Source organism: Caballeronia sp. LZ032, assembly GCF_031451315.1.
Taxonomy (GTDB): domain Bacteria; phylum Pseudomonadota; class Gammaproteobacteria; order Burkholderiales; family Burkholderiaceae; genus Caballeronia.
The window spans coordinates 2134886-2149144 of record NZ_JARUXP010000001.1 but is presented as its reverse complement, the minus strand read 5'-3'; the positions used below and the strand labels follow the sequence as shown (position 1 = coordinate 2149144).

Genomic DNA, 14259 nt, shown 5'->3' with positions numbered 1-14259 from the left:
AGCCCTGTCGACGTCGGTGGCATGGCGAACGAGGAGGGCGGCAAAGGCGCCGGACAAAAAAAAGCCCGCCTGGTCGAAGGCGGGCTGACAACCCCTGTCACAGATGTCTCAAGGAGGAGACGGATTCATCCTAACCATGGACGGGCCGCGCACCAACCAAGCATTCGTGCCATGCATTTCGTCACGTGGCTCATTTGCTTATCAGGCATCACGCGTGGCCATGCGGGGCGGCGCTGGCATCGGCGGCGTCCGGGTTCGGGGCCGTGCCGGTTTCGATGAAGCGCCGGCTGATGCGGTGAAACCGCAGCGTCATCAGCGCGGCGACACTTGCGAGCCCGGCGGCGAGTCCCCACCACAGGCCCTTCGCGCCCAGTTCGAAATGGAACGCGAGGACATAGCCCGTCGGAAAGCCGACGCCCCAGTAGCCGAACGCGGCGGCGAGCATCGGCACGCGGGTGTCGCGCAGGCCGCGCAGGCAGCCCGAGCCGACGGTCTGCATGCCGTCGACGATCTGGAACACCGCCGCCACGCCGAGCAGCGACGCGGCGAGCGTGACGGTGCGGGCGTTGGCGGGATCGTCGAGTTTCAGATACAGGCCGACGATCGCGTGCGGCACCGTGATCAGCACGAGGCCGGAGCACATCATGAAGCCGACGCCCAGCGCCAGCGCGACGAAGCCCGCATGGCGCGCGGCGACCGGCACGCCCGCGCCGACCCAGTAGCCGACCCGCACGTTCGCCGCCTGACCGATCGCGAGCGGCACCATGAACGCCACCGACGCCACGTTGAGCGCGATCTGGTGCGCGGCCAGCGGCGCTTCGCCGAGCAGGCCGACCATCATGCCGGTGGCGAGGAAGAGCGTGGATTCGACGCCGTAGGTGATCGCAACCGGCCAGCCGATGCTGAACAGTTCGCTCATCAGCGGCAGGCGCGGCCGCGTGCGCGTGACGAAATGGCGATAGCGCGGCCGCAGATGCAGGAACGCGACGAGTGCGAGCGCGATCAGCCAGACGGTGATGGTGGTCGCCGCCGCGGAGCCAAGAAAGCCTTCGCGCGGCAGGCCATAGGCGCCGTGAATCAGGCCGTAGTTGAGGAAGCCGTTGACGAACACGCCGCCGATCGACACCCACAGCAGCCTGCGCGCCGCACCGATGGCCGGCAGGAACGCGCGCATCATGCCGACGCCGATCAAACTGCCGGGCGTGCCCCAGCGCAACACCGCGCAGTATTCGCCGACGTTCTTCGCCAGCAGCGCCGGTTCGTGGAACGCGAGCAGGATGGCTTCGGCATAGGACAGCAGCACGAAGGCGGGCACCGCGAGCAGCAGCGAGAGCACGAAGCCGGTCCAGTAGATGCTCGGCACGCGCTCGTCGGCGTTGGCGCCGCGTGCGTGCGCGACCGATACCGACACCGACGTCAGCACGCCTTGCAGCAGCGTCACGACGACGAAGAAGAGATTCGCGCCGAGGCCGCCGGCGGCGAGCGCATCGGGACCGAGCGAGCCGAGCAGGATGGTGTCGGTGACGCCCATTGCCATCTGCGAGAGCTGCGCGATGGCGAGCGGCGCCGCGAGGCGCGCGGTGTCGGCGGCGTGACGGGTGAGGCTCGGCGGTCCTTGATGCGCGCGCTGCGCGCGCGTGGTCTGGGCTTGCATGGTTGAGAGCGAATCAAACGGAGAGGACACGGCGGCGTGGCGGCGTGGCGGCGCGGCGTGGGGACGCAAGCTTCCTGACCGTGCCGACGTCAGGATTATTCCGCGCCTTTCCCGGGGCCAGGCCGCGAAACGAAAGATGACAAGCTTATTGCGTCGCGTGCGGCCTGTCGATGACGCGCCGGCTTATGCCGGGCTTTTGGCAAGCGCGTGACGCGTGCGCTCAAGCTTCGCGATGCGTCACGCGGGGGCGCGCACGCGGATGGTCCGGCCGTCGAGTTTCACGACCTGGCCCGCGCGGATCTTGCAGGTCTTACGCAGTTCCACGTGGCCGTCGACGGTGACTTCGCCCATGGCGACGCGCGCTTTCGCGGAGCCGCCGCTGTCCGCGAGACCCATCAGCTTGAGCAGGTTGTGAAGTTCGACGAAGTCGCCCGTGAGGGTGAATTGGAGTGACGGCATGGACGGGCGAAGCAGGATTGCAGGAAGTAGGCGTCCATCATAAACCACCGGCCCCGCGCGCCGGGCATGCGCCGTGCTCTTTGCAAACGGGACCCCGGTAAACGGTTCGAAAGCAGTTTGGTTGGCAAATGTAGCCAGATGAAACCGTCGGTAACAATGACAGCTTTTGGAGAACTCGCCCGCACACCGTCGGGTCCGACGGTTTGACTGAAACAGCTTCGGTCATCTTTCCGAATCGACAAACGCCGCGCGGACCGCATTCCGGCGGCACACAAACCAGAGAGAGGACACGCTCATGACTCAAGCTCGCAATCTGTTGATCGGTACCGCCATTGCCACGCTCGCTGCTTCGAGCGCCTTCGCGCAAAGCACGCAGCCGGCCCCCATGACGCCCCCGCCCGCGCAGGCGCAGACCATGCAGCCGGCGCCGGGCCAGATGTCGAATCAGATGCCGGGCAACGCGATGCCCGCGCAGGCCCAGCAACCGGCAACGCCGGCGCCGCAGAACCTCGTCGCACCCGCCCCGACGGACCCGCTCGTGCAGCGCCGCAACGCCAACGCACAGGCCAACGCGGAATACCGCGCGTCGAAGAAGGCGTCGAAGGCCGAACTGAAGGCGCAGCGCCAGCAGGCCAAGGCCGACTACAAGGAAGAGGTCAAGAACGCGAAGATCAATCGCAAGGCCGACAAGGACGCCGCCAAGGCCGAACTGAACGCCACTGAGCCGAGCACGCCGAAGGACACGGGACTGCAGCACTAAGCGGATCACTAAGCGGGTCGCTGTCCAGGCGGAAACGTTCAAGGGAGGACTTATGAAGCAAGGATCGAAGGCATTCATGGCCGCGCTTGTCGCGGCGACGCTGGCCAGCGCGAGCGCAGCTTCGTTCGCGCAGACCACCAGCGACGCGCCGATGACGAAGGCCGATCAGAAGGCGGAGAAGAAGCAGGCGTCGGCCGACAAGGACGCCGCTGTCGCGCAGGCCAAGGCCGACAAGAAGAAGACCGAAGCCCAGTCCGAAGCCAACGAAGCCGCTGCGGACGCCAAGCTGAAGAACGCGAAGAAGGCTGACTGATCGTCTGAACGCGTTGATCGGCGTGATGAGCCCGGTTCCTGTTGGACCGGGCTCGTTTGTCTTTTGGGGGCCAAAAGCTGAGCCGTGGCAAAGACTTGCGCGCGAAGGTTGTATGGATATACAGTGTGCGTCACTCTTTTCCCGCCAGTCCCATCTCCCGTGCTCACGCTCCCCGATACCGCCGACACCGCTGCCGATGCCACCGCCAGACAAGTCGCGGACTATCTCGCGAAGCTCAACGAGGCACAACGCCAGGCCGTCGAATTCGGTGTCGATGAACCCGATCGCCGTGGCGGGCCGCTGCTGGTCATCGCGGGCGCGGGATCCGGCAAGACCAATACGCTCGCGCATCGCGTCGCGCACCTGCTCGTGAAAGGCGCCGATCCGCATCGCATCCTGCTCCTTACTTTCTCGCGCCGCGCCGCCCTCGAAATGACCCGGCGCGTGACGCGCATCGCCACCCAGGCGCTCGGCACGCGCAGCGCCATCGCGCAGGGACTGACCTGGTCGGGCACCTTCCACAGCGTCGGCGCGCGGCTGCTGCGCGATTACGCCGATCTCGTCGGCCTCGCGCCGTCGTTCACCATCAACGACCGCGAAGACTCCGCCGACCTGATGAATCTCGTGCGCCACGAGCTCGGCCTGTCATCGAAGGAGAAGCGCTTTCCGGCCAAGTCCACCTGCTTTTCGATCTACTCGCGCGTCGTGAACACCGGCGCGTCGCTGGCCACGGTGCTCGACCAGTCGTTCCCCTGGTGCCGCGAGTGGGAAGCCGACCTGAAGCGCCTGTTCGCCGCGTATGTCAACGCCAAGCAGTCGCAAAGCGTGCTCGACTACGACGACCTCTTGCTCTACTGGTCGCATCTCGCGGCGGAGCCGTCGGTTGCGGCGGACTTGTCGAGCCGTTTCGATCACGTGCTCGTCGACGAATACCAGGACACCAACCGCCTGCAGGCGTCCATCCTGCTCGCGATGAAACCGGACGGACGCGGCCTGACCGTCGTCGGCGACGATGCGCAGTCCATCTATTCGTTTCGCGGCGCGACGGTGCGCAACATCCTCGACTTCCCCGGCCACTTCAACCCGCCCGCCGCCAGCGTCACGCTGGATCGCAACTACCGCTCGACACAGCCGATCCTCGAGGCGTCGAACGCAGTGATCGGGCTTGCGTCCGAGCGCTACACGAAGAACCTGTGGACCGACAAGGCGTCGGCGCAGAAGCCGCGCGTCGTCAGCGTCGCCGATGAAGCCGATCAGGCGCGCTATGTCGTCGAGAAAGTGCTGGAGGCGCGCGAAGGCGGCATGAAGCTCAAGTCGCAGGCGGTGCTGTTTCGCGCGGCGCATCACAGCGCCACGCTCGAAATCGAGCTCACGCGGCGCAACATTCCGTTCGTGAAGTTCGGCGGCCTCAAGTTCCTCGATTCGATCCACGTCAAGGACGTGCTCGCCGTGCTGCGCTGGGCCGAGAATCCGCGTGACCGCGTCGCGGGCTTTCGCGTTGCGCAGTTGCTGCCGGGCATCGGGCCGGCGCTGGCCGGGCGGCTGCTCGACAGTGTGAGCGCGCCGCAGGCGGTGGCGTCGCAGGCCATTGCCGGTTTTCAGGCGCCGGCGCGCGCCAGCGAGGACTGGCCGCGGTTCGTCGGGCTGATGGCGAAGCTGTGCGGCCGCGAATCGGGCTGGCCGGCCGAGTTCGAAATGATCCGCCGCTGGTATGAGCCGCATCTCGAACGCAATCACGAGGACGCGGCGATCCGTATCGGCGACGTGCTGCAGATGGAGAGCATTGCGTCGACGTATCCGACGCGCGAACGTTTCCTCACCGAACTCACGCTCGATCCGCCCGACGCGACCAGCGACGAATCCGGCGTGCCGCTGCTGGACGAGGACTATCTGATCCTCTCGACCATCCATTCGGCCAAGGGCCAGGAATGGCGCAACGTGTTCGTGCTCAATGGCGTGGACGGCTGCATTCCGTCCGACCTGGGCACTGGCAGCGACGAGGAAATCGATGAAGAGCGGCGCCTGTTGTATGTCGCGATGACGCGGGCGAAGGAAGACCTGCATGTCATCACGCCGCAGCGCTTCTACGTGCACAACCAGACGCATCTCGGCGACCGCCACGTGTGGGCGCAGCGTACGCGCTTCATTCCGCCGCATCTGCTGCCGCATTTCGAGGCGGCGGCCTGGCCGCCGGTCATCGCGCCCGCGGCGCCGACCGCTGCGGGGCTGGCGGCAGCCGCGAAGGCCAAGCTGGATATCGCGGCGCGCCTGAAGGGAATGTGGGAGTAAGAAGGGCGCGCGATCAGCGCTGCGCGCGCGAGGCGCGCGGCGTGCGCGGCGGCGAGAAGATGCTGCGCAGCCAGGCGGCGAAGCGCGTGTAGCCGTCGTAAGGCTCTTCGACAAACAATTCCGGGCGCAGCGAGCGCAGCATTTCGAGCACTTGCTGCGCTTCCTGTTTCTGGATCGAGCCATACACGATGCCGAGCCGCAGCAGGCAGCGCAGTTCACCGAGCTTCTCGCGCGCCGTCGAGCCGATGCTCGTTTCCACCGAAATCTTCATTTCGTAGACGCGCTGGCGCAGCGAATCGGCGAGGCGCCATGCGGGCGTCTGCATCTTCTCTTCCACTTCGCGAATGTCCGCCGCCGCGGACTTGATCTGCGAGGCCAGCATGTCCACTTGCGACACGTCGCCCTTGGCTTCGGTGACGATGGCCGCCGCCCATTCGCGCGACGCCTTGACGAGATCTTCCGCGGTCCAGTCGGCGCGAATCGCGAACGCGAAGCCATGTTCGGCCGCTTGGCGGATCAGGATCTCGACGACATCCGGAAACTCCTTGTCGAGCGCGCGCTTGGCCCACGCGTACTGGCCGTGCGAGAGCATGCGCTGCACGGCCTGCTCGGTGAGCGGCGTGTGGTTGTCGAGCAGGATCGCCCGCAGGAAGTCTTCGAACGACGGTGTGACGAACTGCGGATCCAGCTTCAGCGACAGACGCAGGAAGGCGTCGAAGTCGCGCTGCAAGGAAGCGATCGTCTCTTCGCGGAGCGAAAGGGTGATTTGACGCATGTTGGTTCCCGGTTCCGCTTCCGGATGCGCCGGAAGCGGGTGATGCTGGTGGCCCCGCTTCTGTGGGCGGAGGCCATTCGCTTCTGATATCGGCGCGGGTTCCGGGAACTTGAGGCTTTTTTCACGCTTTTTGAAAGCGATTTGCCGGCCGATGGAGGGAAAATGTTAGCGCAACACCAGCAGTTGCCAGACGAAGAACACGATCAGAGACACCGCAATCGTCAACAGCGGCCGTTTGCTCAGCACGCATACGATGACCGCCACGAGCGCCGCCACCAGCTGCGGATTGCGCCAGGTGATCTCGGCGCCGGCGCCGTGCGGCGAAACCGTCATTGGCACGATGATGGCGGTCAGCACCGTCACGGGCACGAACGAAAGCGCGGTGCGCACAATGGGCGGGAAGGGCAGGCGCTCGCCGAGCACGAACACCGCGGCGCGGATCGTGAAGGTGACCACGGCCATGCCGAGAATGAGCAGCACGTAGTTCGAGGCCGCATTCATTGCGCGTGCTCCCTCGAAGCTTGCTTGCGTTGCACGCGCTGGTCCCGCAGCGTGAGCATCATGCCGACCGCCACGCCCACGAGCACCGCCGCGAGCAGGCCCAGCTTGTACGGCCAGTCCTGCCACGCGAACGACAGCACGCCCGAGGCCAGCGCCGCCGCGACGAAACGCACCGCGACGAGCTGCGGCACGATGATCGCGATAAAGGTGGCGACCATCGCGAAGTCGAGTCCGAGCGACTTGAGGCCGGGAAACGCCGCGCCGAACAGCAGGCCGATGAGCGTCCACGCCTGCCAGTTCAGATACATCGCGACGCCGGAGCCGAAGAAATAGTGCGGTCCGATCTCACCGGGATTGCGCTTCTGATAGTGCGCGTAGGCGACGGCGAAGACTTCGTCGGTGAGCACGGCGGCGAGCGCCCAGCGCCAGCGTTGCGGCAGATGCGCGACATACGGCGCAAGCGTCGCGGAATAGAGCACATGACGGAGATTGACGACGAGCGTCGTCGCCCAGATGACGGCGAAGCTCGCATGCGACGCGATCAACCCGACCGCGATGAATTGCGCCGATCCGGCGAACACGGCGAGCGACATCAGCTGCCCGTGCCACAGGGAGAGCGGGCTGGCCGTGACGAGCGTGCCGAAGATCACGCCGAAGGGCGCGGCGCCGATCATCATTGGAAGGGTGTCGCGGGCGCCGGCGGCGAATTCGCGCAGTGCCTGGCCGGATGGCGGCGTGGATGGTCGAGTAGAGTGCCGTGCGGACTGCATGGCGGACGATTGTGCGGATGTTGCCTTCAAGATTTCCTCCTGTGGCAGCGAGGATACGCAACGCGGTGTCCGGATGGCTTGTACGTTCTTGCGCTTGCCGGCGCTTCCGCTGTGGCTGATTGCCGGACGCTCAGCGCCAGCGGCCCGGCGGCACGCCGAACGCGCGCTTGAAGTGGCGCGTGAAGTGACTCTGGTCGGTGAAGCCGCTGGCGGCTGCGACGTCGGTGACCGACGCGCCCGACCGCAGCGCGGGCAGCGCCCGCACGATACGCATCTGGTTGCGCCAGGCGTGCGGCGCGAGACCGGTCGTGCGCGCGAACAGACGGGCGGCGTGAAAGGTCGACAGGCCCACCGTGCGCGCCAGTTCGGCGAGCGTGACGGGTTCGAGCAGGTCGTCGGCGAGACGCGACTTCATGGTTTCGACGCGCTGCGCGTCGGCGGCGAGCGACGGCGCCTCCGCATGTTCCAGCGCGTGCCGGCCGACCAGCGTGGTGACGGCATCGACGAGAGCCAGTTCGGCCTCGAGCGGATCCGCGCCGCGCTCCAGCAGGCGATGCGCATGCACGAGGCGGCGCGCGAGATCGGCGTCGCGGATGATGTGATCCGGAAACCGGGGCGCGACGGCGCGCTGTCCGCACAGATCGTGCGCCAGGTCCTCGACGAACGGCACCGGCAAATAGAACACGCGATAACGCCAGCCGACATCGACTGCCCGCGCGCCCGTATGCACTTCGCCCGGATTGATCACAGGCACCGAACCGGTTTCCGCCACGTGGTGCGCGCCGCGATAGTCGAAGCATTCCGCGCCGGCCTCGATCACCGGCACCGTGTAGGCGTCGTGCCAGTGCGGCGTGAATTCGTGGTCGTAGTATTCCGCGGTCACCATGTCCGCGTCCGGCACGAGCGGCGAGCGCCAGTAGCGTGCGGCATCGCGGAAATGGGCGGCGTTCATGGCGTAAGGGCGGGTAAAGAAGGGAAACCGTCAGTCTATAACGTTGTCACTTCACCGGTATGGTCGTGCCTTCCGGCACCGGCACGGCGGTTACGCTGTTCTTCGGACTGCCGGTCGCGATGCGGTCGCTGTAAGTGAGATAGACGAGCGTGTTGCGCTTCGTATCGACCACGCGCACCACGTGCAGGGTTTTGAAGATGAACGACATGCCCGCCGAGAAGACGTCGGTCTTCTGCTTGAGCGGCTGGGAGAATCTGATCGGGCCGACTTGGCGACAAGCGATCGACGCTTCGGTCGGATCTTCCGCGATGCCCAGCGTGCCCTTCACGCCTCCCGTGCGCGCCCGCGAAACGTAGCAGGTCACGCCTTGCACGAGCGGGTCGTCGTAGGCATCGACGGTGACGCGGTCAGAGCCTGTGAAACGGAAGTTGGTATTGACGCTGGCGATTTCCTCGGCATGCGCGAGTCCCGCGCCGTAGAAGGAGGCCAGCAGTGCGAAAGCGAGGACGGGACGCTTCATCGACATCATCCGGAAAAGAAGAGGGGCGTCGTATTGTATCGACGCCCCTGGGTTCTTTCGATGTGTCGCACATCGGGTCCGTTCAATGGAAGATCAGGTAGAGAATCACCAGAACCACCACCGGCACGCCGAGCAGCCATCCGAGCAAGTAAGGCATGTTGTCCTCCTTCGCGTGTTTGTTTTTGACGGTTCCAGTATCGCGAAGGCGGCGCATGAACGTTAGCCGTGCAAGTCCGAAAGCTTTGTAGGTCATGTCCTATCTCGAGCTTACGTAATCATTACGCTTAAACCCGCTTGCGCGCCGGACGATCGCGATAAAGCGTCCGCACATAGTCCAGATGCTCGCCTGCGCATTCCCGCGCCCGTGAAGGGTTGCGCGAGACGATCGCATCGAACATCGCGCGATGCTGCGCCATCAGGTTGGCCTCGACTTCGTCGTCGTAGTCGACCAGCCGATGCGACGTCAGCATCGATTCGCGCACCAGCTCGTTCAACCCATGCATGACGTGCGTCAGCGCGACGTTGTGCGTGGCATCGGCGATGGCCAGATGGAAGGCCGCGTCCTTCTCCGCGATGCGCGTGCTCTTGCTGGCCACCGCGGCCTCGAGCGCACCGAACGCGGCGGCGATACGCGCCAGATCGGCCTCGGTGGCGCGCTCGGCGGCGTAGGCCGTGGACAGGGTCTCCAGCCCGTGACGCAGTTCCAGCACGTCGGCGCTCGCGTCCGGCTGCTGATCGAGCAACACGGCAAGCGGGCGCGACACCAGCGGCGCCGTCACATCCGATACGACGAAACCTCCGCGCCCCGCCGCGCGGATGAAGCCATCGGATTCCAGCCGGATCAGCGCCTCACGCAGCGACGGACGCGACACGTTCAACTGTTCGGCGAGGTCGCGTTCGGCGGGCAGGCGCTGGCCGGGCAGCAACGTGCCGTTCGAGATCAACTCGCGAATCTGTCCGGACACGACGTCCGAGATGCGCACGCGGGCGTAGGAATGCGATTGGACGGGCTGGAAGGTCATCGATTGATGCAGACGGGACGTGGAAAACTCGGAGGTGCCCGAGTTTGACACGAAACACGCATCTCTTTAAAGTCGTGGTCAGACCAAGCTTACCAAAAAGACTCGCCCCCGTTCCCGCAATCGATATCCGCCATCGGTCCTCATGAAAGTCGCCCTCTTCGTGCCTTGTTTCATCGACGCCTTCTATCCGCAAGTCGGTATCGCCACGCTGGAACTGCTCGAACGGCTCGGGCTCGATGTCGACTATCCGCAGGACCAGACCTGTTGCGGCCAGCCGATGGCCAACAGCGGCGCACACAAGGACGCCGCCGGCGCGGAACGCGTGTTCGCGCGCAATTTCGCCGACTATGACTACGTGGTGGGGCCGTCGGCGAGCTGCACGCATCACGTGCGCGAGCACTTCACCGCGATCCAGCAGACCAGCGCGGTGCAGAAGGTGCGGCGCAGCACGTTCGAACTGGTCGAGTTCCTTCACGACGTGCTCGGCGTGCGCGAGTTTCCGTGGGCCGAGTTTCCGCACCGCGTCGGGCTGCACAACAGTTGCAGCGCGGTGCGGCATCTGCGCGAGACGTCGAATTCCGAAGTCGCGGGCACGCCGTACTCGAAGCCGCGCGCGTTGCTGGAAGGCGTGAAGGGCATCGAGTTCGTCACGCCCGCGCGTCCCGACGAATGCTGCGGCTTCGGCGGCACCTTCTCCGTGACCGAGGCGGCCGTCTCCGTGCGCATGGGGCAGGACAAGGTGAGCGATCACGTCGGCGCGGGCGCGGAGTACATCGTGTCGGGCGACATGTCGTGCCTGATGCACCAGCAGGGCTGCGCGGAACGCATGAAAGTAGAGGCGAAGTTCATCCATATCGCGCAGGTGCTGAACGGAGCGCGCGCATGAGCAAGACCATCCGTATCGATCACGCGAAGGCAGCCAGCGCGTTCCTGCAGAAACCGGATCACGTCGCGTTCCATGACAAGCGCCTGTGGGACTTGCGCACCAAGCGCGATGCACAGGCGCACGGCATCGCCGAATGGGAAACGATGCGCGATCTGGCGTCGGGCATCAAGGAACACACGCTGTCGCATCTCGCGGACTACCTCGCGCAGTTCGCCGATCAGGCCGAGAAGAACGGCGTGACCGTGCATTTCGCGGCGAACGCGCAGGAACACAACGAGCTCGTCTACCAGCTGATGAGCGAGCGCGGCATGACCGCCCTCGTGAAGAGCAAGTCGATGCTCACCGACGAATGCTACATGCGCGACTATCTCGAGCCGCGCGGCATCACGGTGATGGAGACGGACCTCGGCGAGCGCATCCAGCAGCTCGATCACCAGGATCCGAGCCACATGGTGGTGCCGGCCGTCCACAAGTTGCGCGCGGACGTGGCGGAACTGTTCGGGCGCACCATCGGCACCGATCCCGCGAACAGCGACATCCACTATCTCGCGGAAAGCCAGCGCATGAACACGCGGCCGTACTTCGTGCGCGAGAAGACCGCCGGCATGACCGGCTGCAACTTCGCGGTCGCGGAGACGGGCACGGTCGTCGTGTGTACGAACGAGGGCAACGCGGACCTGTCGGCGAACGTGCCGCCGCTGCATATCGCATCGATCGGCATCGAGAAGATCATTCCGACCATCGCGGATCTCGGCGTGTTCGTGCGCATGTTGTCGCGCAGCGCGCTCGGCTCGCCGATCACGCAATACACCTCGCATTTCCGCCAGCCGCGGCCGGGCACGGAGATGCACTTCATCCTCGTCGACAACGGCCGCTCCGAGCGCCTGGCGATGGACGACTTCTGGTTTTCGCTCAAGTGCATCCGCTGCGGCGCGTGCATGAACACGTGCCCGGTGTATCGAAGGAGCGGCGGGCTGTCGTACGGCGGCACGTATTCCGGACCGATCGGCGCGATCATCAATCCGACCCACGACCTGAAGCGCTACAGCGCGCTGCCGTTCGCCTCGACGATGAACGGCAGCTGCACCAACGTGTGTCCGGTGAAGGTGAACATCCACGAGCAGATCTACAAGTGGCGCGAGGTGATCGCTGAAAAGCACGAGGTGCCCTTCGTCAAGCAGGAAGTGCTCAAGATGGCGGGGCGGCTGCTGGCGAGTCCGACGCTGTATCGCGCGAGCGTGGCATCGCTGGGCGGCGCGCTCAAGCGTCTGCCCAACTTCGTGCTCTACAACCCGCTCAACATCTGGGGACGCCAGCGCGAACTGCCCGAGGCGCCCGCCGAGACCTTTCACGAGTGGTACAGGAAAAACCGGAAGCCGGCCAAATGACGAGTCGTGAAGCCTTTCTCTCGAAGATCCGCGCGGCGCAGCCCGCCGCGCGTCCGCGGCCGGAGGTGCCGCTGTTTGCGGCGCCGCCGGGCGACCTGAAGGAGCGCTTCAGCACGGCGCTTGCCGCGATGGGCGGCACGTGTGCCGAGGCATCGAGTGTGCAGGACGTGAATGCGCTGATCGCCGCGCGCTTTGCGGAAGCGAAGGTGATCGCCTCGGCCGTGCCGGGTGTCGCGGGCAACCGGCCGCTCGCAGCGGACACGGTGCCGGCGTCGCTCCAGGACGTCGATGTCGCGGTCGTCAGGGGGCGCTTCGGTGTCGCGGAAACCGGCTCGGTGTGGTTCAGCGAGCAGGAGTATGTCGTGAACTCGATCGGCTATCTGGCCCAGCATCTCGTCGTGCTGCTCGATCCGGCGCAGCTCGTCGAAGGCTTGCAGCAGGTCTACCGGCGCGATGACTTCAGGACGGCGCGCTATGCGGTGCTGGTGACCGGGCCGTCGGCGACGGCGGATATCGAGGGCGTGCTGATTCGCGGCGCGCAGGGCGTGCGCTCGCTCACGCTGGTGTGGCTCGCGTGAAGCGGCTTGTGTGGAGCGTCAGTAACGCCAGAAGATCGCCACTGCGATGCCGCCGAACAGCAGCCACTTGACGATGTAGTACACGGTCCGGTTCCAAGCCTTCAGGCGCTTGCCGACGAGCCGGATCGAATAGAGATACTTGAACGCGTGATTCAAGCCGCCGGTGCGGTCGCCGACTTCGTTCGGCGACGCCGCCGCGCGCATCAGGAAGCCGCCGACCACGTGATTGACCGCCTGCGCCCAGCGGTATTTCATCGGCCGTTCGATGTCGCAGAACAGGATGATGCGCTCCACGTCGGTCTTGTTCTCCGCCCAGTGCAGAAAGGTTTCGTCGAACACGACTTCCTCGCCGTCACGCCACGCATAGCGCTCGCCATCGACGACGATCGCGCAGCCGTCGCTGTTCGGCGTGACGAGGCCCAGGTGATAGCGCAGCGAACCCGCGTAGGGATCGCGATGCAGCGTCAGCGTGCCGCCGGGCGGCAGCATCGCGAACATCGCCGCCTTGACGGTGGGAATGCCTTGCAGGATCGCGAGCGTCTGCGGGCACGGCACCACGGCCGACGGATGCGGGCGGTCATACCATTTGAGATAGAAGCGCCGCCAGCCGCGTCGGAAGAATGAATTGAAACCGATGTCGTTGTAATGGGCCGCCGCCTGAATCTTGCTGGCTTCGTGCAGAGCCATGGCTTCGGCGCGGATGGTTTGCCAGTGCGTCTTGAGCGGCGCGAGTTCGGGAAAGAGGGAAGTGTGGAGATACGGCGTGGACGGTACGCGCGAGAACAGATAGACGAAGCCGTTCACCGGCGACATGAAGGTCGAATGATCGGAGAGCTGCCGGAAGAAACCGTGGCGAACCTTGCCGCGCCAGTGCGTGTAGGCCGCGCAGACGATGAAGATCAACAAGATGACCCAGCGCATCGCTTCTCTCCTTGTCGACTATCGAATTCAACGATCGACCCGGTAGATTATACAAACGGTTAAACGAACTCCGCTTGGACGGTGACGACGCGTAGCGGGGAGAGAACCGGCGCGCAAAAACAAAAAGCCCGGTCGAAAGACTGGGCTTTTGCTGGATCCTGCGATGAAGCCTTTTTGGCTCCCCGACCTGGGCTCGAACCAGGGACCTACGGATTAACAGTCCGGCGCTCTACCGACTGAGCTATCGGGGAACAACTGACAACATCTGAAGCTGAGATGAAAAACCCAGCCAAGAGACTGGGTTTTGAACAACGCTTGCTGGCGCTTTTGAAGAAACTTCGTGTTGAAGCTCTTGGCTCCCCGACCTGGGCTCGAACCAGGGACCTACGGATTAACAGTCCGGCGCTCTACCGACTGAGCTATCGGGGAACATCTACAGCAGAGAAGCGAAATTATAGGGGGGTGGTGCTT

General features: G+C 65.1%; 16 protein-coding genes and 2 tRNA genes. 6 read left to right on the top strand and 12 right to left on the bottom strand.

All coding sequences use genetic code 11. The features are described 5' to 3' along the window. Positions 1 to 208: 208 nt before the first annotated feature. Entirely contained in the window at positions 209 to 1654 is a 1446-nt protein-coding gene (locus QCE69_RS10030; protein ID WP_309930511.1) for an MATE family efflux transporter, read from the bottom strand. 237 nt (positions 1655 to 1891) lie between these two features. Then, positions 1892 to 2113 carry an RNA-binding S4 domain-containing protein gene (locus QCE69_RS10025; RefSeq protein WP_309917495.1) on the bottom strand — a complete coding sequence of 74 codons (222 nt, stop codon included), beginning with the start codon at positions 2111 to 2113 and terminating at the stop codon, positions 1892 to 1894. Between the two features lie 295 nt (positions 2114 to 2408). Between QCE69_RS10025 and QCE69_RS10020 the strand changes: the two genes are divergently transcribed. The 3 genes from QCE69_RS10020 (at position 2409) to QCE69_RS10010 (ending at position 5475) form a co-directional block, all read left to right on the top strand. Then, a complete protein-coding gene (locus QCE69_RS10020) occupies positions 2409 to 2873 on the top strand; it encodes a hypothetical protein (protein ID WP_309917492.1) in 465 nt (154 codons plus the stop codon). 52 nt (positions 2874 to 2925) lie between these two features. Next, entirely contained in the window at positions 2926 to 3186 is a 261-nt protein-coding gene (locus QCE69_RS10015; RefSeq protein WP_309930509.1) for a hypothetical protein, read from the top strand. 159 nt (positions 3187 to 3345) lie between these two features. Beyond that, positions 3346 to 5475 (top strand): ATP-dependent helicase, encoded by a 2130-nt coding sequence (locus QCE69_RS10010; RefSeq protein ID WP_309930508.1) that lies wholly within the window; start codon positions 3346 to 3348, stop codon positions 5473 to 5475. Positions 5476 to 5488: 13 nt separating this feature from the next. On the opposite strand, the gene QCE69_RS10005 is transcribed toward QCE69_RS10010, so the two are convergent. From QCE69_RS10005 to QCE69_RS09975, 7 genes are all read right to left on the bottom strand, one after another. Continuing rightward, positions 5489 to 6250 carry a DUF4088 family protein gene (locus QCE69_RS10005; RefSeq protein ID WP_309809209.1) on the bottom strand — a complete coding sequence of 254 codons (762 nt, stop codon included), beginning with the start codon at positions 6248 to 6250 and terminating at the stop codon, positions 5489 to 5491. Positions 6251 to 6415: 165 nt separating this feature from the next. Continuing rightward, positions 6416 to 6751, bottom strand: a complete 336-nt coding sequence (locus tag QCE69_RS10000) for an AzlD domain-containing protein (protein ID WP_309930507.1) — start codon at positions 6749 to 6751, stop codon at positions 6416 to 6418. Continuing rightward, positions 6748 to 7521, bottom strand: coding sequence for an AzlC family ABC transporter permease (locus tag QCE69_RS09995; RefSeq protein WP_309931619.1), 774 nt, complete (start codon positions 7519 to 7521; stop codon positions 6748 to 6750). The genes QCE69_RS10000 and QCE69_RS09995 overlap by 4 nt, the downstream gene beginning before the upstream one ends. Before the next feature lie 130 nt (positions 7522 to 7651). Further along, positions 7652 to 8473, bottom strand: a complete 822-nt coding sequence (locus QCE69_RS09990; protein WP_309930505.1) for an AraC family transcriptional regulator — start codon at positions 8471 to 8473, stop codon at positions 7652 to 7654. Between the two features lie 46 nt (positions 8474 to 8519). Continuing rightward, entirely contained in the window at positions 8520 to 8993 is a 474-nt protein-coding gene (locus QCE69_RS09985) for a CreA family protein (RefSeq protein ID WP_309917477.1), read from the bottom strand. A gap of 82 nt (positions 8994 to 9075) precedes the next feature. Continuing rightward, positions 9076 to 9246, bottom strand: a complete 171-nt coding sequence (locus QCE69_RS09980; RefSeq protein WP_309930504.1) for a hypothetical protein — start codon at positions 9244 to 9246, stop codon at positions 9076 to 9078. Positions 9247 to 9277: 31 nt separating this feature from the next. Further along, positions 9278 to 10015: an FCD domain-containing protein gene (locus QCE69_RS09975; protein WP_309930503.1), complete on the bottom strand. Its 738-nt coding sequence runs from the start codon at positions 10013 to 10015 to the stop codon at positions 9278 to 9280. A 142-nt stretch (positions 10016 to 10157) separates the two neighbouring features. Here QCE69_RS09975 and QCE69_RS09970 point away from each other — a divergent pair, with 142 nt between their 5' ends. The 3 genes from QCE69_RS09970 to QCE69_RS09960 are packed head-to-tail and all read left to right on the top strand — an operon-like array spanning position 10158 to position 12867. Beyond that, positions 10158 to 10901 carry a (Fe-S)-binding protein gene (locus QCE69_RS09970; protein WP_309930501.1) on the top strand — a complete coding sequence of 248 codons (744 nt, stop codon included), beginning with the start codon at positions 10158 to 10160 and terminating at the stop codon, positions 10899 to 10901. Continuing rightward, a complete protein-coding gene (locus QCE69_RS09965; RefSeq protein ID WP_309917463.1) occupies positions 10898 to 12289 on the top strand; it encodes an LUD domain-containing protein in 1392 nt (463 codons plus the stop codon). Before QCE69_RS09970 ends, QCE69_RS09965 begins: the two co-directional genes overlap by 4 nt. After that, positions 12286 to 12867 carry an LUD domain-containing protein gene (locus QCE69_RS09960; RefSeq protein WP_309930499.1) on the top strand — a complete coding sequence of 194 codons (582 nt, stop codon included), beginning with the start codon at positions 12286 to 12288 and terminating at the stop codon, positions 12865 to 12867. The genes QCE69_RS09965 and QCE69_RS09960 overlap by 4 nt, the downstream gene beginning before the upstream one ends. 18 nt (positions 12868 to 12885) lie before the next feature. Here QCE69_RS09960 and lpxO read toward each other — a convergent pair whose 3' ends face one another. The 3 genes from lpxO to QCE69_RS09945 form a co-directional block, all read right to left on the bottom strand. Next, positions 12886 to 13788, bottom strand: a complete 903-nt coding sequence (lpxO, locus tag QCE69_RS09955) for a lipid A hydroxylase LpxO (protein WP_309917458.1) — start codon at positions 13786 to 13788, stop codon at positions 12886 to 12888. 175 nt (positions 13789 to 13963) lie between these two features. Then, positions 13964 to 14039, bottom strand: a tRNA-Asn gene (locus QCE69_RS09950). Positions 14040 to 14141: 102 nt separating this feature from the next. Beyond that, a tRNA-Asn gene (locus tag QCE69_RS09945) sits at positions 14142 to 14217 on the bottom strand. Positions 14218 to 14259 lie beyond the last annotated feature (42 nt).

Bases quoted from the DNA above. Each gene is read 5' to 3' on its own strand.
- QCE69_RS10030 (WP_309930511.1), bottom strand. From the start codon at position 1,654: ATGCAAGCCCAGACCACGCGCGCGCAGCGCGCGCATCAAGGACCGCCG.
- QCE69_RS10025 (WP_309917495.1), bottom strand. From the start codon at position 2,113: ATGCCGTCACTCCAATTCACCCTCACGGGCGACTTCGTCGAACTTCAC.
- QCE69_RS10020 (WP_309917492.1), top strand. From the start codon at position 2,409: ATGACTCAAGCTCGCAATCTGTTGATCGGTACCGCCATTGCCACGCTC.
- QCE69_RS10015 (WP_309930509.1), top strand. From the start codon at position 2,926: ATGAAGCAAGGATCGAAGGCATTCATGGCCGCGCTTGTCGCGGCGACG.
- QCE69_RS10005 (WP_309809209.1), bottom strand. From the start codon at position 6,250: ATGCGTCAAATCACCCTTTCGCTCCGCGAAGAGACGATCGCTTCCTTG.
- QCE69_RS10000 (WP_309930507.1), bottom strand. From the start codon at position 6,751: ATGAATGCGGCCTCGAACTACGTGCTGCTCATTCTCGGCATGGCCGTG.
- QCE69_RS09995 (WP_309931619.1), bottom strand. From the start codon at position 7,521: ATGCAGTCCGCACGGCACTCTACTCGACCATCCACGCCGCCATCCGGC.
- QCE69_RS09990 (WP_309930505.1), bottom strand. From the start codon at position 8,473: ATGAACGCCGCCCATTTCCGCGATGCCGCACGCTACTGGCGCTCGCCG.
- QCE69_RS09985 (WP_309917477.1), bottom strand. From the start codon at position 8,993: ATGAAGCGTCCCGTCCTCGCTTTCGCACTGCTGGCCTCCTTCTACGGC.
- QCE69_RS09980 (WP_309930504.1), bottom strand. From the start codon at position 9,246: ATGACCTACAAAGCTTTCGGACTTGCACGGCTAACGTTCATGCGCCGC.
- QCE69_RS09975 (WP_309930503.1), bottom strand. From the start codon at position 10,015: ATGACCTTCCAGCCCGTCCAATCGCATTCCTACGCCCGCGTGCGCATC.
- QCE69_RS09970 (WP_309930501.1), top strand. From the start codon at position 10,158: ATGAAAGTCGCCCTCTTCGTGCCTTGTTTCATCGACGCCTTCTATCCG.
- QCE69_RS09965 (WP_309917463.1), top strand. From the start codon at position 10,898: ATGAGCAAGACCATCCGTATCGATCACGCGAAGGCAGCCAGCGCGTTC.
- QCE69_RS09960 (WP_309930499.1), top strand. From the start codon at position 12,286: ATGACGAGTCGTGAAGCCTTTCTCTCGAAGATCCGCGCGGCGCAGCCC.
- lpxO (WP_309917458.1), bottom strand. From the start codon at position 13,788: ATGCGCTGGGTCATCTTGTTGATCTTCATCGTCTGCGCGGCCTACACG.